Genomic DNA, 19399 nt, shown 5'->3' on the forward strand with positions numbered 1-19399 from the left:
CCGAATAGGGGGAAGCTTAACATGAAAGCTCTGGTCATCGAAGGGCCGCGCCGGGCCGTGGTCAAGGAAGTGCCTTATCCGGCGCCGAAGCGCGGCGAAGTCACGATTCAAGTGAAGAACGTCGGGATTTGCGGCACCGATTTTCATATTTTCGAGGGCGAGTTTATTTCCCCGTACCCGATTATTCCCGGACATGAATTTTCCGGCATCGTGCACGAGGTGGGCGAAGGCGTCACCGGCCTGCAGCCGGGAGACCGGGTCAGCGCCGATCCGTCGCTGTTTTGCGGCGCCTGCGAATTTTGCCTGACCCACCGGAGCAACCAATGCGAAAATTGGCAGGCGCTCGGCAACACGGTGAACGGCAGCATGGCCGAATACGTGGCTGTTCGGGCAGGCAACGTGGTGAAGCTGCCGGACACGATGTCGTTCGAGGAAGGCGCATTCATCGAGCCGCTGGCCTGTGTCGTGCACGGCATGAACCGGCTGCAATTGCAGGTTGGCAGCCGCGTGCTGCTGTTCGGCGCGGGCGCGATGGGGCAGCAGCTCATCCAGGCGATGGCCCGGGCGGGAGCGTCGGAGCTGGTCGTCGTGGATGTGGCGCAGGAGAAGCTCGACATGGCTTTACGTTACGGCGCGACGAAGGGCGTGCTGAGCCGCAATCTGGAAGCCGAGCTGGGCAAGGACACGTACCCTTACGGGTTCGACGCGGTGGTGGACGTGACCGGCATTCCGGCGGTGATTGAGCAAGCGTTGAATTATTTGGGACCGACGGGCAAGTATCTGCAATTCGGCGTGACCGCGGAAAGCGCGAGCATCCGGATCAACCCGTTCAAGCTGTATAACAAGGATTGGACGCTGCTTGGCTCGATGGCAATCAACCAAACGTTTATCCCGGCGTTTCACTGGCTCAAGGAAGGCCGGATCGACGTCCGCCCGCTCATTTCCCGGACGATCACGCTGGAGGAGACGGTCGAATTTCTGGAAAAGCCCAAAGCGCCCGATCTGATGAAGGTGCAAATTGTGATATAATCGATTTCAAGACAACGAAGGAACGGAGGAGGTACGCTGCCATGGAGCCGCGCTTAACGTTAAATTCCAGACAGAAGCAAATGTTGGCGCTGCTTCTGCAGGCTTCGGCTCCCGTTACGCTGAAGGAGATGGCGGGGGAGCTGGGGCTCAGCGTACGTACCATGCAAAGGGAACTGGAAGGGATAAGCCGGAGGCTTGTCCCTTTCGGCGTCACATTGATCAAAAAGACGGGCGTCGGCCTGAGCGTCGAAGGAAGCGATGCGGCCAGGAAGCAGCTGCTCCAGCAGCTGTCCGTCAGCCCTTCGCTCAAAATTTTTTCCCCGGAGGAGCGCAGGCATCTGCTGATCCGGCTGCTGCTGACAAAGCGGGAAGCGGTCAAGCTTTTTTACTTCAGCAGCAAGCTGGACGTGACGGAAGCGACGGTCAGCAACGATCTGGACAAGCTGGAGCCGTGGTTTGCGAAGCATCGGATCGCGCTGGTTCGGAAGCCGGGTCTGGGCGTCTACATCGAAGCCGACGAGAAAAGCATCCGCGCCGCAATGATCGATCACCTGTACGAGCATTTGTCGCAGGAGCAGCTGATGGACATGCTGTCGTCGTATTCGCTGTCGTTTACGAACCAGCGCAAGCTGGAGCTGTCCATCCGCAATCACCTGCTGCATTTTATCGATCCCGGCATCATCGGCCAGATCGAGGAAATCGTCCGCAGCAGCGAAATGCGGCGGGGTTACGAGATGACGGATAGCGCCTACGTCGGCTTTGTCGTGCATATTGCGCTGGCCGTGCAACGGCTCAAGAGCGGGGAAAACATCTCGATCGACGCCGAAGCGCTGGGCAAATTAAAGGCGGCGGGCGAGTTCAAATGGGCGCAGCAGATGGCGGAAGAGCTGAGCGCCCGCCTGGACATCGACATCCCGGAAAGCGAAGTCGGCTATATCACGATGCATTTGCTCGGGGCGAAGGGAAAGCGCATACTTGCGCCGGCCGGGGAGCCGCAGGAGAGGGGGGCGGAGGCTTACGCCGCCCGGATGATTCGAATCGTGGAGAACGAGCTTAAGCTTACGCTGGAAAACGATCCCTCCCTGTACGAGGCGCTGCTGGTCCATTTGGAGGCTGCGATTAATCGCATCCGCCTGCACATGGAAATCCGCAACCCGCTGCTCACCCATATCCGCGAGACGTACCCGGATATTTTTGAAGCCGCGGCGAAGGCGTCCCGGTACCTGCAAGAGGAGCTGCAGGCCGAGGTGCCGGAGGAGGAAATCGGCTATCTGGCGATGCATTTCGGAGCGGCTGTTGTCCGCACGAAGACGACCTCGCCGCAGCGCTTCCGCGTGCTTCTCGCCTGCAGCAGCGGCATGGGCACCTCCCGGCTGTTGGCCGCTCAGATCGGCAAAAGCTTTCCGCATGTTCATATCGTCGATACGGTGTCTTTGCTGCATTTGGAGGCAGCCATCCGCAAGCATTCGCCGATCGATCTGATCGTCTCGACCGTGCCGTTCGAGCATGATAAGCATCGTGTCGTAGTGGTCCATTCGTTTTTGGAGCAGGACGATATCGAGCTGATCGAAACGCATTTGCACGGGCTGCCGCTCATCGGGACCGCGGCCCGTGAAGCTTATACAGAAATCGAGGATACCGTAATGACCGTGAATCGTTATGGCGAAGGCGTCGTTCAATTGACGAACCATCTGTTTTTTGCCGACGGGCTCGAAGCGGCGTCGAAGAGGGAAGCCATCGCGGCAGCTGCCGCTTTTGCCGGTTCGGTCGTGCCCGGCATTCCTGTGCCTCAGCTTGAAGGCGACTTGCTCCAGCGGGAAGAGCTCGGAGGCATCGTCGTGGAAGAAAGCAAGCTGGCGATGCTGCACTGCCGCAGCACGGCCGTCCCGGTGCTGATGGCTTGCGTGCTGCGGTTCGCGCAGCCTCTCTCCTGGCAGGCGCCCGGGCAGGACGCCGCCGTCCGGACCGTGCTGCTGCTGCTCGCTCCGCGATCTGCGCCGAAAGAGCATATCGAGATGATCGGTGAGATCAGCGCGATGCTGATTGAGGAAGACTTTTGCGAGACGGTGGCCGGCGCTCCCTTCGACTTGGTGCAAAAGGAGCTGAAATCGGCGATCGGGCAAGGATATATGAATCGAACCGGCGTCTTCTTTCGGGGGACGCAATGAATCGCATCAATCGCATCGGCCGCTTTTTAAGCTATCTGGTGTTTCAAAATATCGCCGGTCTGATCGGCTTGGGCCTCATCCGCGTTCTGTTCGGGGAGCGTGGATGGTTCCCGAACCCGGCGGTGCAGGACATTATCAGTCCCGTTTTAAAATATTTTCTGCCGCTCCTGTTCGCCTACACCGGGGGGCGGATGATCGGCTCGCACCGCGGCGGCGTGATCGCCTCCTTCGTCATGATCGGCATGATCGCCGGAAACACGTCGGATTACAGCATGCTGATGCCCGCCATGCTTGTCGGACCGCTGACCGGATGGATCATCGCCCGTACGGACCGGTGGCTGACGGACCACATTCCGGTAGGGCTCGAGCTGCTGTGCTATAATGTAGCTGCGGGTTTGATCGGCGTCGCGCTGTGCCTGTTCTGTTATGCGGAGGTGGCCTATTGGTTCGTCCTCGGCATGCAGGGCATTCATGGCGCGGCCAAGCTTGTGCTGGAATCCAACTATTTGCCTTGGGTCGCGCTCGCGGTAGAGCCGGGCAAGGTGATGTTTTTGAACAATGTGATGAATCACGGCATTTTTGAGCCGCTGGGCATCCAGCAGACGAAGGAATTCGGCCAATCCGTGTTCTTTTTGCTGGAAACGAACCCCGGTCCCGGGGCCGGCCTGCTGCTGGCCTATTATATGCTGCTGAAAAATAAACCGCGGGACAACGCCCGCTCGTCGCTGCTCATTCAATTTGTCGGCGGCATTCACGAGGTGTATTTTCCGTATGCGCTCATGCGACCGCTTGTCATTGTGCCGCTAATCGCGGCGGGACTGGCTGGCAACTGGGTGTTCGTGCTGCTGCACGCCGGATTGGTCGCGACCCCTTCTCCGGGAAGTCTCATCGCGCTTATGCTGATGGCTCCGAAAGGGATGCACCTCCCGGTGCTGGGCGGGGTGCTGGCTTCCGCCGCGGTCAGCTTTGCGGGCTGCTACCTGGTCCTTTCGTGGAAGGGCGGGCCGGCTTTCGACGATCCGGCGGCTTTGGCAACGGTTCATCAGCTATCCGAGAAATCATCCGAGGACGAGGTTTCATTGAAAGAAGAGCCACAGCGGAAGACGATCCGCAAAATTTATTTTGCCTGCGACGCCGGCATGGGCTCCAGTGCGATGGGGGCTGCTCTGCTGCGCAAAAAAATAAAGCAAGCCGGCCTGCCCGTCGAGGTAAGCAACTGCTCCGTGGACGGCATTCCCGCGGATGCGGATCTGGTCATCTCGCAAGCGATGCTGACGGCAAGAGCGCAAGAGGCCGCGCCCCGTCCGGAGCATCTGTCGATGGTCTCCTTCGTCGACGCCGCGTTTTACGACAATCTGATCGACCGCCTTCGCAGCGAGGGGTTGCAGGGCCGCTTGGACGAGCAGGAAATCGACGGAAGCGGGGCGCTGTTCACGCCGGACCATGTGCTGATCGGGGCGCAAGCCGACGACAAGTGGGAGGCGATCCGGCAGGTTGGCGGCCTGCTTGTTCGGCTGGGGCTTGTCCGCGACGATTATATCGATCGGATGATCGAGCGGGAGCGGGTGCTGTCCACCTTCATCGGCAACGGCGTCGCCCTGCCTCACGGCGTCGGGGCTGCCGATCCCGGCATCCTGAAGCCGGGGATCGTAATCGCGCAGTACCCGGACGGGGTGACGTTTGACGAAGGGAGCAAGGCTTATTTGCTCATTGCGGTGGTCGGCGGGGAGCAGCAGATGGGGCTGGTTTCGCGGATCGCTTTTATGATCGAGAATCCGGACACCGTCCAAGCTCTCGTGCGCGCTGGAAGTCCTCTGGAAATGCATCGTCGGGTCTCCGCCTTTTTGCAGGAGCCGGCAAGCGAAACGAACGAATGAAAGGGGAAGGGGCATGGTTACAGAAGGAGTCACCGTGAGATGCCAGGCAGGCCTTCATACCCGCCCCGCCAAGCTGTTTGCTCTTGCCGCTCAACGGTTCCGCGCGGACATTACGGTGGAGTTCGAAGGACGGCAGGCGCAGGGAAAAAGCATCATCAGCCTGCTTCAGCTAGGAGCGCCAAAAGGGAGCCGTCTGTGGGTCAGCGCGGAGGGCGAGGATGAGCGGGAAGCGGTCCGGGCGCTGTGTGAGCTGCTTCGGGGCTGCGACTAACAGGCCGGAGGAGGCGACGGCCGCGCGATGCGACGTCGCCACGCGCGCCCGGAATGAAGTGCCGCGGCCGACTTAAGGGGCTCTACGCTTGAACTTGCTTTATCGAGCCTGACTTGCGGCAGGCTGGCAGGACGCCCTGCAAAATTAGCGGAAGTACAGGTGCGCTATTTGGCTCGGTTTGCCGCTTTTCAAAAGTTAGAGGAACTGGGATGTGCTAACAAGCCGATTTCGAGGGGCACGAACATTTTTCGACACGATTAAAGCATCTGAGTTCCTCTAAGAATCGTCGTACGATAGAATCGCTTCGGTTAGCGCATCCTGTTTCCTTTATTTCAAATTGCGGAGGGGTCAAATCCAGAAACCTCGCGGAAATTTGGGCTGTTCTTTTCCCAAGGTGCAGTCCGAGAGGAGTTCGCAGCAGGTTTGTTCATTGGCTCCAACCCGCAGCACAGCAGAAGGCCGGGCATGCGTCCGGCCTTTTTCGCATTGCGACAATCCGCAGGAGGGGGATCGCACAGTGTCCTTCGCCATGGACCGCTTGACCGGCGTCGCTATCGAGCGCTTTGGCGAGTCTGTCAGCGATCCGCCTTCCCGTCGTGCGCTTCGACGGCATGTCACCTCGCGATAAGCAGCGACAAAATCCCCGCCGCGATCAGCGGTCCGACCGGGACGCCCCGGAAAAAGGTCACGCCGAGAATCGTCCCGAGCAGCAGCCCCGTGACGACGGTCGGCTGACTCGCCATTAGCGCGGCGCCGCGTCCGCCCAAATAAGCGACCAGCACGCCGACGCCCACGGCCAGCAGCGACTTCCAGTGCAGGAACGAGTGCAGCAGGTCCTGCAGGCTTGTCTTGCCGGAAGCGATCGGTGTCAGGATGCCGATGGTCAGGATGACGATTCCCCAGGTCAGCCCGTACTTTTCCAGCCAGGGAAACGTTTGATGCAGGTTCGTTACCCGCAACAAAAGCAGCATGAGCACGGCAATCGTGATGGACGAATTGCCGCTCAGAATCCCGAGGGCGGCAAACAGCAGCAGCACCAGGGAAGACGTATCGAAGGGAGACATCGGCGGCCACGCTCCTTTGTCGAGGGATTTTCTTTGTTCCGATGAAGTGTTAAAATCAAAATTGCTGAAAAATCGAAATACCGTTTTCCGGATCGCCAAAGTCTGAAAAACGATACCCGAAAATGGCTTGAAGGAGTGTTCCGGAATGTCGTACGAACTGGACGTGGCGTTCGGCCCGGCTAATGAGCTATTGAACAGCCTCCATACGTATCTTTGCAAAAAGTTCTATAAAAAAACCGACCTCGGCTCCACATGGGCGGGGCAAACGGAGCGGAAGCTCAGCAAGCCGTTCGCCTCGGCGCTGGCCGAAACCGAAATTTCGGCGGAGTGGAAGCTGATGTATTTATTTCTGTACCTGTGTCCGCACAAGCAAAACGCGGAGCGCTTCTTGGCCTGGTTCGAACGGATGACGGCGGGCGAAATGTACGAGCTGCTGGCCCCGTATATGAGCTCGTTCCCCGGCGAGCTGGGAGCGATCCGGGACCGGTGGCTGCACCTGCTGTCCGAATGGAACCGCCAGTATTTCGCGGACACCGACCCCAAGCTGCTGGAATGGCTGAGCGAGGACGCCGCACGCAGACGCGCGCAAATAGGAGCGCTGCCGCCGGACGCGCTGGCCGAACAGATCACGAACGGGTTGTACTTCGAACCGGGGACCGAGTGCGATAAGCTGGTATTATCGCCGCAGTATCATTTTCAACCGGCCAACATTATTTATACGTTCGGCGGCTTGACCGTTTGCCAGTATGCCGTCGACGGCTCCTACGACGACCCGGCCGACGAGCCGTCCCGCCGCCTGTACCGCCAGCTTCGCAGCCTCAGCGAAAAAAGCCGCCTGCGCATCCTGCGCTATTTGAACGCCGGACCGCGCAGCTTTACCGAAATTGTGCGCTATATCGGCATTTCCAAAGGAATTACGCACGACCATATTTTCAATCTTCGTTCCGCCGGTTTGCTGCGCGTTCACATGTCCGGCGAATCGGCTGTAGCTTACAGTCTGCGGAAGGAAGCGATCGGCGGGCTGCAAGAATCTCTCCTGGGCTATCTGCTCGCCGATTGACGGCAGGCTGCAGCCCCTGGTGCCTTTGGCCCGAACCTTGCGATGATCCATCGGAAGGTTCTTTGGCGTTGGCCTACTCCCGAAACGGGGCGTTTGTTACCCAGTCCGCAAACCCCATGCGAAGCAGCGACGAGCTCAAATTATCCGGGAGCAGGGATTCTTTCAACCCGGCATCGTATTGAATCAGTTGAATCATCGCTTGCTTGAAGCCAAGTCTAGGGTAAGTTTCCACAATGTAAAGGAACGCTTCCTCCGGAATATCCTCTTGGCGCAAACCCAGAACATCCATCCCCGCTCCGAAATGAACCAAGGCGATTTCCGGCTGCTTTGCTGCGGCGATTTCCGAGGTGTGCCAAATAATAGCTTCCCGCACCAACTCGATTTTATCTTGAGCAAAACCGTGGGCATGAAGGAAACGCTCCGCGTGATCGGCGCCCTCGTGCTCAAATGAATGTTTGCGGCACACGTGATCGGTCAGCCCGACATCATGCAGGATGGAAGCAAGATAAAATAGCTCCCGGTCGTACTTGAAGCCGTAACGCTCCCCTAAAGCTCCGCCAAATGCATAGGTCCTCATGCAATGATTATAAAGAAATTCCGGTGAAATATCATATACCAATCGAGTTGCTTCTTGAGCCGCTTTACTGTCGGGAATCGCCAGATTATACATCCTTTCTCCTCCTTTTACTAAGAACATCGATATTAACAAAAAAAGAAACCAATTGGTCTCTTTTTAATGTAAACCGTTCGATCCGAAAACACTAGCCGCAAATGTTACAAAATTCCAACAAGGGTCAAGCGAAAGGTGATGTAAGGCGTCTGCTTAGTCTTATTGGCTTTTCCTTCGCTGCTCCTCTTCTTTTTAATCGCTCTTCGTCATAAATTCTTCACGTAAAGAAAATTTTTGTTGTTCTCTATTTACAGAACAAAGTAAAATATCTATAATGATGCTTATCCATAGCAAAACATATTATACATATCGGAATTATAAAATTAAAGGGGAGCAGGGACTATTTCCTTCTTCCCGATCATGCCGGAGGGGATCATTTATGAAGAGAAGAAAAGCTTGGACGCTATCCGTGTCGGCGATTGTCGCCTGCTCGCTGCTTCTGTCCGCTTGCAGCGGCCAAGATGCGGCGGCGCCAACCGGAGGCGGCGATGCTAAAGGCACGGAAGCCGTAGGAACGCCTGGCGCGGGCCAGAACGGGATAACCGGCATTAAGGATGGCTTGATACCGGCCTCCGACAAATCGAAAATTCCAGAGGCTGCGAAAAAGCGTACCGATACGTTCGTCGTCTCGCTCACCGAGCCGGGCGGCATTTTCAACCCGTACTTTTATCAGAACGGCTATGACGGCAACGTCAACTCCGTCCTGTTCGCCCAGCTCGTGGACATCGACAAGAACGGCAAGCCGATTCCCGGGATGGCCGAGAAGTGGGAGCTGTCGGACGACCAGCTGACGTATACGTTCAAGCTGCGCGCGGGGCTTAAATTCAGCGATGGCTCGCCGCTGACGGCCGACGATGTTGCGTTCACGCTGACACTGTTGCACGACCCTGCGTACGACGGGCAAACCGACATTGCCCAAGCCGCCGTCAAAGGGGGCAAGGACTACAAAGAGGGCAAAGCTGCGACGGTCGAAGGCATCCAGGTCGTCGATCCGCAGACGATCAAGATTACGACGGACAAGGTCAACGCGCAAGCCTTGTATCTGCTCGGCGGACAAGTGCTGTCCAAAGCTTACTACGGCAAAGACTACAAGCCCGGCAAGCTCGACTCGATCAAGCAACTGCACAGCAAGCCGCTCGAATCGGGCCCGTACAAGCTGGAGAAGTTCATTCCGGGACAGGAAGTCCGGTTCGTGGCCAACCCGAATTTTTATAAAGGAAAACCGGCCGTCGAGCACTTCATCTATAAAACGACGGAAGGCGACGCCACCCAGTTTTTCCAGACCGGCGAGACGGATTACTCCGGCTTTACGGGCAACCAGGATAACATGGAGCTGCTCCAGACACTTGGCTTTGCCAATATCGACGTCTATACGGCCAGTTCTTACTCGTACATCAAGTTCAACCACTCCAAGCCGTTCTTCAAAGACAAGCGGGTAAGACAGGCGTTCATCTACGGGCTGGACCGTCAAAAAATCGTCGACACCATTTACCAAGGTTACGGTCAGGTGGCGAATGTGCCGGTGTCCCCGATCTCCTGGGCCTATACGGAAGAAGGCGTCAATCCGTATCCGTTCGATCAGGAGAAAGCAAAGAAGCTGCTGGACGAAGCCGGCTGGAAGCCGGGCAAGGACGGCATCCGCGAGAAAGACGGACAGCGTCTGACGGTCCGCTTCTTCGGCTCCAAAGGAAAAGTAACCGATATTTTGATCCCGATTGCCAAAGAAAACTACAAAGCGGTCGGCATCGATTTCCAGACCGAATTGATGGATTATAACGCCCTGCTGGCCAAATCGAAAAAAGGCGAGCACGATCTGGTTTCGTTCTCGACCGCGATTCTGATCGACCCGGACGACGGCGTGCAATCGTTCAACTCGAAATATAAAGGCAGCTTCACGGACACGAACGGTTACAGTAATCCAAAGGTCGACGAGCTGGTGGCCAAAGCGGTCGGCACGCTCGATATCGAGAAGCGGAAGCAGGCCTACAAGGAGCTGTACAAAGAGCTCAGCGACGACCCGCCGTATATTCTGCTGAACTACCGCAAAATTCTCGGCGCTTCGAACAGCCGCATCAAAGGACTGGAGTTGAACGGCTTCAACAGCGTGAACGCCAGCCTGCCGACGGTCCAAATCGAGCCGTAACCGTGATTTTTACGCCCAGCCGGTCAAGGCTGGGCTCACTTTCTTGGGGGGACGATCATGAAATCGTATATCGTTCGCAGGCTGCTTTTGATGATCCCGATGCTGGTGGGGGCGTCGCTGCTTATTTTTGTCGTCTTCGCGATGACGCCGGGGGATTTTGTGGATACGAATCCGAAGCTGACGCCCGAGCGGGCGCAGGAGCTTCGGACCCTTTACGGGTTGGATAAGCCCGTGCTGGAACGCTATTTTATTTGGCTCGGTAACTTGCTAACGGGCAACCTCGGCTACTCGATGCAGTATCAGGAGCCGGTGTCGGATCTTCTGGGCAAGTTCATTTGGAACTCATTCATGATTGCGCTGGTGTCGATGATTTTGACGTGGACGATCGCGCTGGTCGTCGGCGTGTTCTCGGCCGTGAAGCAGTATTCCTGGTTCGACGGGCTCGTGACGCTGGGAGTGTTTGCGGCGATGTCGTTCCCGTCCTTTTTCCTCGGGCTCCTGATGATCAAAGTGTTCGCGGTGGATCTCGCCTGGTTTCCGGTCGGGGGCATCACGAATACGGGCAGCCAGACCGTAGGTTGGGCGCGCGTCTGGGAAGTGGCGCATCATATGATCTTGCCCGTGACGGTGCTGACGCTGCTGAGCGTCGGGTCGCTTACGCGGTATTTCCGTACGAACATGCTGGAGGTGATCCGCCGCGATTTCATCCGGACCGCCCGGGCCAAAGGCTTGAAGGAACGGGTCGTGCTGTTCAAGCACGCGCTGCGCAATGCGCTGCTTCCGGCGATAACGCTGCTCGGCTTCGAACTGCCGGGGCTGTTTGCGGGCGCGATCATTACCGAGAAAATCTTTCATTGGCCGGGCGCCGGCTACATTTATTTCGGGGCGCTCAGCGTGCGGGATTATCCCGTGCTGATGGGCTTCACCATGTTTCTCGCGCTGCTGACGGTAATCGGCAATTTGCTCGCGGATCTGCTCTACGGGGTGGCCGATCCCCGGATTCGGTTAAAGTAGGGGGACGTCATGATGATCGATGCAAAAAGAACGGCCGGTCCCGGATTGCCTGGCGCTGCGGCACCCGCCCGGAAGACCGCGGCGGATTCGCCGTGGAGGCAAGCGGCGCGCCGGCTGCGCAAAAACAAGCTGGCTTTGTTCGGCCTGGCGTTTTTGGTGTTTATGATTTTGTTTTGCTTCCTTGGTCCTTATTTGTCGCCTTACGCGAACGGCAAGGTCGACGTTGCCCGGCTCAACAAGCCGCCCAGCGCGCTGCATTGGCTCGGGACGGACGGTCTGGGCCGGGACGTGCTGACCCGGCTGATGCAGGCCGGTCGCATCTCGCTGACCGTAGGCGTGGCCTCGGTCGTGTTGTCGGTGGCGGTCGGCTCGGTGCTCGGCGCGCTCGCCGGCTTTTACCGCGGGATCGTCGATCAAGTCATTATGCGTTTTGCCGATGTGCTGCTGACCATTCCGAGCCTCCCGCTGCTCATTATTATGGGCGCGGTCATGTCGGAGTGGAAGGTGCCGTCGGATTACCGGATTTATATCGTCATGCTGATGCTGAGCTTCCTCGGCTGGCCGGGCTTAGCGCGGCTCGTCCGCAGCGAGCTGCTGGTGCTGCGGGAGCAGGCGTATATGCAGGCGGCGGAAGCGCTGGGGCTGCGGGACCGGCGCAAAATGTTCCGGCACCTGCTGCCGAACACCGTGCCGACCCTGATCGTGGTCGCTACGCTGCATGTTGCGGGCGCGATTATCAGCGAATCGACGCTCAGCTTCCTCGGACTGGGCGTCGTTCCGCCGACGCCGTCCTGGGGGAATATGCTCGATGCGGCGAACTCGCTCATCGATTTCCAGAAGCGGCCGTGGGTATGGATTCCGCCGGGCGTGGCGATTTTGACCACCGTCATCGCCATCAACCTGCTTGGCGATGCGCTTCGGGACGCGCTCGATCCCCGAATGAAAGGAAGGTAAGCGGCATTGAACAAAACACTCGTCGAATTCAAACACGTACATACGTATTTTCATACGGAGTCCGGCGTCGTCAAGGCGGTCAACGATGTCAGCTTCCGCATTCGGGAAGGGGAGACGGTCGGCATCGTCGGCGAATCCGGCAGCGGCAAAAGCGTTACGGCGCTGTCGCTCATGCGGCTGGTCGCCGATAACGGGAAGATCGAAAGCGGGACCGTCGAGATGGACGGCCGCGACCTGCTCTCGCTGAAGCCCGAGGAGATGCGGAGACTTCGCGGCAGCGAGATCGCGATGGTGTTTCAGGAGCCGATGTCGTCCCTCAATCCGGTGCTGACGATCGGCGAGCAGCTGATGGAGCACCGGCTGCTCAGCCGCAAGGAAGCGAAGGCGGAAGTCCTATCGCTGATCGGAAAAGTGGGCATACCCGACGCACCGCGTGTGTTCGCCGCCTATCCCCACGAGCTGAGCGGCGGCATGCTGCAGCGGGTCATGATCGCTTCGGCGCTCGCATGCAGTCCGAAGTTGCTCATCGCCGACGAGCCGACGACGGCGCTCGACGTGACGATCCAGGCGCAAATTCTCGATCTGCTGCGTCAAGTCAAGGAGCAGTACAATACAGCCATTCTGCTGATCACGCACGATCTGGGCGTCGTTGCCGAGACGGCGGATTACGTCGTCGTCATGTACGCAGGCAAAGTGATTGAGGAAGCGCCGGTAGTCGAGCTGTTCCGCCATGCGAAGCATCCGTATACGCAAGGCTTGCTGAAGTCGAAGCCCGTCATCGGCGAGCGGAAGGACCGGCTGTACTCCATCCCCGGTCAGGTGCCGAACTTGATCGGCTTAGGGGATTCGTGCTATTTCAGCGACCGGTGCGAGCACTGCATGGACATCTGCCGCACGAAGCAGCCGCCGATGCGGGCGCAAGGCGCGGAGCACCGGGTCGCCTGCTGGCTTTATGAGGGGGAATCGCGATGACGGACGCTCTGCTGAAAGTTCAAGAGCTCAAAACCTACTACCCGATCAAAGGCGGCGTCTTCGGCGGCCGCGTCGGGGACGTGAAGGCGGTGGACGGGGTCAGCTTCGCGATCCGGCGCGGTGAGACGTTCGGGCTCGTCGGCGAGTCCGGCAGCGGCAAGAGCACGATCGGCCGTACCGTGCTCCGGCTGACGGAGAAGACGGCGGGCGACGTCTATTTCAAAGGGACGGACTTGTACGGCCTGTCCCGCGACGAGCTGCGCAAGCTGCGGCCCTCGATGCAGCTCGTGTTCCAAGACCCGTTCAGCTCGCTGAATCCGCGGATGCGCGTCGGCGAGGCGATCGGCGAAGCGCTGATCGACCACGGGCTGGCGTCGAAGGCGGAGGCGAGGGAGCGCGTGCGGGAAGTGCTGGCCGTCTGCGGCCTGCTTCCCGATCACTACGACCGGTACCCGCACGAATTTTCCGGCGGCCAGCGGCAGCGGATCGGGATTGCCCGGGCGATCATCCTGAACCCGGACTTCGTCGTAGCCGACGAACCGGTGTCCGCGCTGGACGTGTCGATCCAGGCGCAGATCGTTAACCTGTTCAGCGACCTGCAGGAGCGCAGCGGGGTGACGTATCTGTTCATCTCGCACGACCTCAGCGTCGTCGAGCATCTGTGCACGCAGATCGGCGTGCTGTATCTCGGCACGATGGTGGAGCAGGCGCCGCGGGATGAGCTGTTCGCCCGCCCGCTGCATCCTTACACGCAGGCGCTGCTGTCGGCGGTGCCGGTGCCCGACCCGACCGTACGGCGCGAGCGGATCGTGCTGAAGGGCGACATTCCAAGTCCGGCGAACCCGCCTTCGGGCTGCAAGTTCCACACGCGCTGCCCGCTGGCGCAGCCGGTCTGCCGCGAGCAGGTGCCGGATTACCGCGATGTCGGCGGCGGCCATTACGTGGCCTGCCATCTTGTGTGAGTGAGAGAGGGGAGCGGGGGGGATAGAGCACTGCGGATGCGTTATTGCGGCAGGTAAGCCTCCGCACTGCGTAATAGAGGAACCCCGATGCGCTAAGGGGGCAGGATTTGGGCTTTATTATTTTTTTCGACACGCATAGGGAATCTGAGGTGCTCTATTTTTCCACTAGGCCGGACCTCAAGAGGCTTAGCGCATCTCTGTTCCTCTATGCTGCTCAAATTGTCTACGATACGACTATTTCGGATATTGTTCAGGATCGTCTCCCGGGGGAGGCGGTTCTTTTCGTTTGCCGAAAAGGGTTGAGGTGATTCCGAATACGGCCTCACCAGCCAGGCGCCGCCACAAGGGCTCGTCCGCCCAGGTTGCGTATGCCCGCCGCCACAAGGGCTCGTCCGCCCAGGTCACGTATGCCCGGCCCCGCAAGGGCCCTTCCTCCGGACTGCCCTTGCTGTGCATCGCCCGAGAGGGGGCCGTCCGTCCTCTTTTACAAGCTTTCCCCTCACGGATTTCGCGGGAAGGCTCCCAGCGGCAAAGTACCCGGTCACCAGAAGCCCGCCTTCACGAGCTTTTGGTCTGCGTCGCCACGGGGGCTCTGCGCTTCGTCCGGGAGGAGGGCAAGGTCGCAAACGCAATGCCCGCAAAGACGAAGGCGATCCCCAGAAAATGGTACCAGTAAAACGACTCATGCAAAAACAACGCCGACATGACGATGGTGCTGAGGGGCATCAATGCGGTAAAAGCCGCCGACGAGCCCGCCGAAATTTTCGCCATCCCCTGGTTCAGCAAAATCGTGGCGATGACCGTAATGACGACGCCCGTGTACAGCACAAGCAGCCAGTCCGTCGTGCTCACCGCGGCAAAATCGAAGCTTGCCGCATTGTATGCCGCAAACGGCAAAAAAAACGCCGAGCCGAGCAAGCTCGTCATCGTCGCGATGGCGATCGGGCTGACCTGCTTGGAGACAAGCTTGCCGAACGTCAAGAACACGCCTTCCCCGGCAACGGCCAGCAGCACGAGCAGGTTTCCCCACAGCGTATGCAAGCTCCAGGACGCGTTGAACATGCCGCCGAAAATATTGATGGCGAGCGCTCCGAGTACGGCGCACACGATGCCTGCGGTTTGATTCCACCGGAGCCGTTCCCTGAAAAACAACAGCGAGATCAGCCCGACCATCACCGGGGTCATGCTTGTAATGATGCCGCTCTCCAGCGCCGTCGTGTAGGTTAGGCCGTACAGCATAAAGAAGCTGAACAGAAACACGCCGATAAACGATTGGAAAAATAAAACGACCCAATCTCTCTTCGTCAGGGCCGGAAAACGTCCTTCGCGGGCGAGCAGAAGCAGCGTCATAATGATGGCGCCGGTCAACAGCCGAAGCTCGGAGGCCAAAAACACGGGAAACGTGCGGATAATGATTTTATTGACGATGACGAAGCTTCCGACGATCAGCATCGCCGCTGCGACTTGCAAATAAGGAACTGCAGATTTCATGACTTCTCGATACTCCTCCATAATTTGGTACTCATTGTATTATGGATCTTGAAGAGGACGTTGTAAAGAAGCAGCGTCGTTTGTCACAGCGATCCATGCCCGTCTTCCTTTTGCCTGCTTGCCTTGTTTTCCCGTATGGTCCTCCCACAAGCACCCGCAAAAAAATCTTGCCTGTAATCCCTTTCATCGCATAAACTGAAACGATGCGGCTGCAAGAAAGGTAAAAGGAGGTTCGGAATTTTAAATCATGAAATCGACAGACAAGCTATCTCAAAAAATAAAACAATTGTTCGTCATTTTGCTTCCCATCCTGGTGACGCAGCTTGCGATGTTTGCGATGAACTTCTTCGATACGTTCATGTCGGGGCATGTGAGCGCCAAGGATTTGGCGGGGGTGGCGATAGGCACCAGCATCTGGATTCCGATACAGACCGGACTCAGCGGCATCTTGTTTTCCGTTACGCCCATGGTCGCCCAGCTGGTAGGGGCGGGCCGCAAGGAGGAAATTCCTTTTAAGGTCGTGCAGGCGCTTTACTTGGCCGTCGCCGTATCGGCTGCGGTGCTGTTGGCCGGAGCGTTCGCGCTGAATCCGATTTTGGAGAACATGAACCTGGAGGAGCCGGTGCGCCGAATCGCCCGCTTGTTCCTGATTTCGATTGCGTTCGGCATTTTGCCGCTGTTCTTATATACGGTATTGCGCTGCTTTATCGATGCCCTGGGCCACACGAAGGTGACGATGTTCATCACGCTGCTGTCGCTGCCTGTCAACGGGGGGCTGAATTATGTGCTGATCTACGGCAAAATGGGGCTCCCCGCATTGGGCGGCGCGGGAACCGGCGTCGCTTCGGCGATTACGTACTGGGTCATTTTTCTCGTAGCTTTGGCCGTGGCCGCCCGCATGCAGCCGTTCGCCGCGTTCGGCATTTTCCGCAAGCTGTACCGCGTGTCGGTGTCCGTCTGGAAAGAGCTGCTGAAGATGGGCGTGCCGATCGGCTTCGCCATTTTGTTCGAAACGAGTATTTTCGCCGCGGTCACGCTGCTGATGAGCAACTTCAACACGGTAACGATCGCGGCGCATCAAGCGGCGATCAACTTCGCCTCGTTCCTGTATATGATTCCGCTCAGCATCTCCTTGTCGCTGACGATTCTGGTCGGCTTCGAAGCCGGGGCGGGACGGTACAAGGACGCCAGACAGTACGGCTATCTGGGCATCGGCCTCGCGGTGGGGATGTCGCTGCTCTGCGCGTTCGTGTTATGGCTGTTTAACGAGCAGGTGGCCGGGATTTACACCAGGGAGCCGGATGTGCTCGCTTTGACCCAGCATTTTCTGATCTACGCGATTTTCTTCCAGCTGTCGGATGCCATCGCCGCCCCGATTCAGGGCGCGCTGCGCGGCTACAAGGACGTGAATGTGACCTTCATCGTCGCCCTCGTTTCGTATTGGGTTGTCGGTTTGCCGGTCGGCTACGGGTTGGCGAATTATACCGATCTCGGCGCTTACGGCTATTGGATCGGTCTGATATCCGGCTTGGCTCTGGGTGCGTTCGGCTTGTTCGCCCGGCTGGCGAGCGTCCAACGGAAGGCTCGGCTCGGCCTTGCGGCTTTCGCCAAGTAACATCAATTGGAACGTGTATCTTAGAATAGGTGGAGGATCGCATGGAACAAAAACCGGTATTGCAGCGTCGGCTGAAGCTTTGGCATATTGTGGCGATGGGGGTCGGCTATATGGCCCCGATGGCCGTATTCGATACGTTCGGCATCGTCTCCGAAGTGACGGCGGGGCATGTTCCGGCCGCGTATCTGCTTACGATTGCGGCAGTGCTGTTCACGGCGATGAGCTACGGCCACATGGTGAAGGTGTACCCGTCCGCGGGAAGCGCCTATACGTATACCCGGCAGACGCTTGGGCCGCATGCAGGCTTTATGGTCGGCTGGGTCTCGCTGCTCGACTATTTGTTTTTGCCGATGATGAACGCGCTGCTCACCGGGATTTATTTGTCGTCGGCGTTCCCCGATGTGCCGCAGTGGGTATGGGTCGCCGGGTTTGTGGCGCTGATTACGACGCTGTGCTTGTTTAACGTTAACGTCTCGGTCTCGGTGAATGCGCTGTTCGTGGCGTTTCAATTTCTTGTCGTGGCGCTGTTCGTCGTGCTGGCCGCGTACCGGCTGAGTGCGGGCGGAGAGGCACTCGTATCGGCGCAGCCGCTGCTGTCCGCGGATGCGAGCTGGGGAGCGCTGCTTACCGGAGCGTCGATCCTGTGCTTTGCCTTTCTCGGGTTTGATGCCGTGACGACCTTATCCGAAGAAACGGTAGAGCCCCGCACGACGATTCCGAGAGGCATTCTGTGGATCACGATGCTCGGCGGCGGATTGTTCTTCACCGCCTCGTACTTCGCGCAAAGACTGTTCCCGGACGTGTCCGTATTGAACAACCCGGAAGGCGCGTCCGCCGAAATCGCGCTGGCGCTCGGCGGCGTCTTGTTTCAGTCCGTGTTCCTGGCCGCTGCGCTTACCTCCACACTCGCCTCGGGACTCGTGTCGCAGCTCAGCGGATCGCGACTCCTGTTCGCGATGGGGCGCGACCGGACGCTGCCGGGTCCGGTGTTCGGCTACATCCACCGCTCGCTTGGCACGCCGGTGTTCAACATTGTGCTGATCGGCCTCATTTCGCTGACGGCGCTCGTGCTGGATCTGCTCGTCGCCACGTCGTTCGTCAATTTCGGCGCGCTGACGGCATTTACTTTTGTGAATTTATCCGTCATCATCCACTATATATTCCGGGAAAAGCAGCGGTCCTGGCTGGCGCTCCTGCGCTACTTGCTGTTTCCGCTGGCCGGCATCGGCTTCGTCTTGTTTTTCTGGACGCATCTGGAACGCAATTCGCTGCTGCTCGGCGGCGCTTGGACGCTGTTTGGCCTGTTGTACCTGCTCTGGATGACGCGCGGCTTCCGCCGGGAGCCGGGAACGATTCGCTACGAAGCGGCCGAGGGCAGCGGCTGACTTACGATTCACTCACGATTCAAGAAACAAAAAGAGCTTCTTCTCCACATTCCGGACGTGAATCACGGACTGTACCTTCGCCAGCTCCGGCTCTCCGGCTTCGATCGCCAGTAAAATATTTTCGTGCTCGTTGTAGACAACTTGCTTTTTCCGTTTCAAGCCGATGTTTTGCTTGAGCGTAATTTCGAGCGATTTGCGGTACAGCGAGGACAGACTTTCCATCATACGGATCAGGATCGGATTGTTCGTCGCTGCAATAATCGAGCGGTGAAATTCAAAATCCGCTTCCTGCGCCGTCCCTCCCTCCGTGTTCAAATCGTCCTCCATTCGTTTCAACGCCTCGCGGATGCTCGCGAGCTGCTCCGGCGTCCGTCTGGCCGCGGCGAGAGCGGCGGCTTCCGGCTCCAAAATTTTGCGCATTTCAAACAAGTGCCGGATGCTTTCGGCATCGGCATATTGAATTTGAAAATGCTGGAGCAGGGAAGAGGGGATGGCGTCTTCCACATAGCTTCCGCCGCCCTGCTGCGAGGAGACGATCCCCATCGCCTGAAGCACGCTGAGGGCTTCCCGGACCGGCAGTCGGCTGACGCCGAAATGCGCAGCCAGCTCGGTTTCCGTAGGCAGCTTGGAGCCCGGCGGAAACCGTCCTTCCTCGATCATCGCGAGCACGTCGCGCACAATTTTTTGCGAAATCTTCTCTTTTTTGGCCATATCGTTTCCTCAT

General features: G+C 58.3%; 16 protein-coding genes. 12 read left to right on the forward strand and 4 right to left on the reverse strand.

Annotated elements, in window-relative coordinates; translation table 11 throughout:
* Positions 1-21 precede the first annotated feature (21 nt).
* Genes KQX66_RS11350 through KQX66_RS11365 form a run of 4 tightly spaced genes read left to right on the forward strand, consistent with a single transcriptional unit; the run spans position 22 to position 5345 of the window.
* Positions 22-1029: a zinc-dependent alcohol dehydrogenase family protein gene (locus tag KQX66_RS11350; RefSeq protein ID WP_216792572.1), complete on the forward strand. Its 1008-nt coding sequence runs from the start codon at positions 22-24 to the stop codon at positions 1027-1029.
* Positions 1030-1070: 41 nt separating this feature from the next.
* On the forward strand, positions 1071-3197 hold the full coding sequence (locus tag KQX66_RS11355; RefSeq protein ID WP_216792573.1) for a BglG family transcription antiterminator: 2127 nt from the start codon (positions 1071-1073) through the stop codon (positions 3195-3197).
* Complete coding sequence (locus KQX66_RS11360) at positions 3194-5074, forward strand: PTS sugar transporter subunit IIA (protein WP_216792574.1); 1881 nt, start codon at positions 3194-3196, stop codon at positions 5072-5074. The genes KQX66_RS11355 and KQX66_RS11360 overlap by 4 nt, the downstream gene beginning before the upstream one ends.
* Before the next feature lie 13 nt (positions 5075-5087).
* Complete coding sequence (locus tag KQX66_RS11365) at positions 5088-5345, forward strand: HPr family phosphocarrier protein (protein ID WP_163859678.1); 258 nt, start codon at positions 5088-5090, stop codon at positions 5343-5345.
* Between the two features lie 614 nt (positions 5346-5959).
* Here the strand turns inward: KQX66_RS11365 and KQX66_RS11370 are convergent.
* Positions 5960-6409, reverse strand: coding sequence for a DUF441 domain-containing protein (locus tag KQX66_RS11370; protein ID WP_216792575.1), 450 nt, complete (start codon positions 6407-6409; stop codon positions 5960-5962).
* Positions 6410-6554: 145 nt separating this feature from the next.
* Between KQX66_RS11370 and KQX66_RS11375 the strand changes: the two genes are divergently transcribed.
* Positions 6555-7469, forward strand: a complete 915-nt coding sequence (locus tag KQX66_RS11375) for an ArsR/SmtB family transcription factor (RefSeq protein WP_216792576.1) — start codon at positions 6555-6557, stop codon at positions 7467-7469.
* A 73-nt stretch (positions 7470-7542) separates the two neighbouring features.
* Here the strand turns inward: KQX66_RS11375 and KQX66_RS11380 are convergent, their stop codons facing one another.
* Positions 7543-8139, reverse strand: a complete 597-nt coding sequence (locus KQX66_RS11380; RefSeq protein WP_216792577.1) for an HD domain-containing protein — start codon at positions 8137-8139, stop codon at positions 7543-7545.
* Positions 8140-8518: 379 nt separating this feature from the next.
* On the opposite strand from KQX66_RS11380, the gene KQX66_RS11385 reads away from it, so the two are divergent.
* From KQX66_RS11385 to KQX66_RS11405, 5 genes are read left to right on the forward strand one after another with little or no spacing between them, the layout of a single operon-like run.
* Positions 8519-10282, forward strand: a complete 1764-nt coding sequence (locus KQX66_RS11385; protein WP_216792578.1) for an ABC transporter substrate-binding protein — start codon at positions 8519-8521, stop codon at positions 10280-10282.
* 57 nt (positions 10283-10339) lie between these two features.
* Positions 10340-11296, forward strand: a complete 957-nt coding sequence (locus KQX66_RS11390) for an ABC transporter permease (RefSeq protein WP_216792579.1) — start codon at positions 10340-10342, stop codon at positions 11294-11296.
* A gap of 12 nt (positions 11297-11308) precedes the next feature.
* Positions 11309-12250: an oligopeptide ABC transporter permease gene (opp4C, locus tag KQX66_RS11395; RefSeq protein ID WP_253957078.1), complete on the forward strand. Its 942-nt coding sequence runs from the start codon at positions 11309-11311 to the stop codon at positions 12248-12250.
* A 6-nt stretch (positions 12251-12256) separates the two neighbouring features.
* Positions 12257-13222, forward strand: coding sequence for an ABC transporter ATP-binding protein (locus KQX66_RS11400; protein WP_216792580.1), 966 nt, complete (start codon positions 12257-12259; stop codon positions 13220-13222).
* Complete coding sequence (locus KQX66_RS11405) at positions 13219-14184, forward strand: ABC transporter ATP-binding protein (RefSeq protein ID WP_216792581.1); 966 nt, start codon at positions 13219-13221, stop codon at positions 14182-14184. The genes KQX66_RS11400 and KQX66_RS11405 overlap by 4 nt, the downstream gene beginning before the upstream one ends.
* A gap of 558 nt (positions 14185-14742) precedes the next feature.
* Here KQX66_RS11405 and KQX66_RS11410 read toward each other — a convergent pair.
* A complete protein-coding gene (locus tag KQX66_RS11410) occupies positions 14743-15675 on the reverse strand; it encodes a DMT family transporter (protein WP_216792582.1) in 933 nt (310 codons plus the stop codon).
* A gap of 247 nt (positions 15676-15922) precedes the next feature.
* Between KQX66_RS11410 and KQX66_RS11415 the strand changes: the two genes are divergently transcribed.
* Both KQX66_RS11415 and KQX66_RS11420 read left to right on the forward strand, forming a co-directional pair.
* The gene (locus KQX66_RS11415) at positions 15923-17290 is read left to right on the forward strand and encodes an MATE family efflux transporter (protein ID WP_216792583.1); all 1368 of its coding nucleotides are present in this window, start codon (positions 15923-15925) and stop codon (positions 17288-17290) included.
* A 41-nt stretch (positions 17291-17331) separates the two neighbouring features.
* On the forward strand, positions 17332-18675 hold the full coding sequence (locus KQX66_RS11420; RefSeq protein ID WP_216792584.1) for an APC family permease: 1344 nt from the start codon (positions 17332-17334) through the stop codon (positions 18673-18675).
* Between the two features lie 12 nt (positions 18676-18687).
* Here KQX66_RS11420 and KQX66_RS11425 read toward each other — a convergent pair whose 3' ends face one another.
* Positions 18688-19386, reverse strand: a complete 699-nt coding sequence (locus KQX66_RS11425; protein WP_216792585.1) for a FadR/GntR family transcriptional regulator — start codon at positions 19384-19386, stop codon at positions 18688-18690.
* Positions 19387-19399: the final 13 nt, after the last annotated feature.

The sequence above is a fragment of the Paenibacillus oleatilyticus genome, assembly GCF_018998565.1.
GTDB lineage: Bacteria > Bacillota > Bacilli > Paenibacillales > NBRC-103111 > Paenibacillus_G > Paenibacillus_G oleatilyticus.

Coding starts and splice junctions, on each gene's coding strand:
- KQX66_RS11405 (WP_216792581.1), top strand. CDS start 13,219: ATGACGGACGCTCTGCTGAAAGTTCAAGAGCTCAAAACCTACTACCCG.
- KQX66_RS11390 (WP_216792579.1), top strand. CDS start 10,340: ATGAAATCGTATATCGTTCGCAGGCTGCTTTTGATGATCCCGATGCTG.
- KQX66_RS11360 (WP_216792574.1), top strand. CDS start 3,194: ATGAATCGCATCAATCGCATCGGCCGCTTTTTAAGCTATCTGGTGTTT.
- KQX66_RS11385 (WP_216792578.1), top strand. CDS start 8,519: ATGAAGAGAAGAAAAGCTTGGACGCTATCCGTGTCGGCGATTGTCGCC.
- KQX66_RS11375 (WP_216792576.1), top strand. CDS start 6,555: ATGTCGTACGAACTGGACGTGGCGTTCGGCCCGGCTAATGAGCTATTG.
- KQX66_RS11365 (WP_163859678.1), top strand. CDS start 5,088: ATGGTTACAGAAGGAGTCACCGTGAGATGCCAGGCAGGCCTTCATACC.
- KQX66_RS11380 (WP_216792577.1), bottom strand. CDS start 8,139: ATGTATAATCTGGCGATTCCCGACAGTAAAGCGGCTCAAGAAGCAACT.
- KQX66_RS11410 (WP_216792582.1), bottom strand. CDS start 15,675: ATGAAATCTGCAGTTCCTTATTTGCAAGTCGCAGCGGCGATGCTGATC.
- KQX66_RS11370 (WP_216792575.1), bottom strand. CDS start 6,409: ATGTCTCCCTTCGATACGTCTTCCCTGGTGCTGCTGCTGTTTGCCGCC.
- KQX66_RS11350 (WP_216792572.1), top strand. CDS start 22: ATGAAAGCTCTGGTCATCGAAGGGCCGCGCCGGGCCGTGGTCAAGGAA.
- KQX66_RS11420 (WP_216792584.1), top strand. CDS start 17,332: ATGGAACAAAAACCGGTATTGCAGCGTCGGCTGAAGCTTTGGCATATT.
- KQX66_RS11415 (WP_216792583.1), top strand. CDS start 15,923: ATGAAATCGACAGACAAGCTATCTCAAAAAATAAAACAATTGTTCGTC.
- KQX66_RS11425 (WP_216792585.1), bottom strand. CDS start 19,386: ATGGCCAAAAAAGAGAAGATTTCGCAAAAAATTGTGCGCGACGTGCTC.
- KQX66_RS11355 (WP_216792573.1), top strand. CDS start 1,071: ATGGAGCCGCGCTTAACGTTAAATTCCAGACAGAAGCAAATGTTGGCG.
- opp4C (WP_253957078.1), top strand. CDS start 11,309: ATGATCGATGCAAAAAGAACGGCCGGTCCCGGATTGCCTGGCGCTGCG.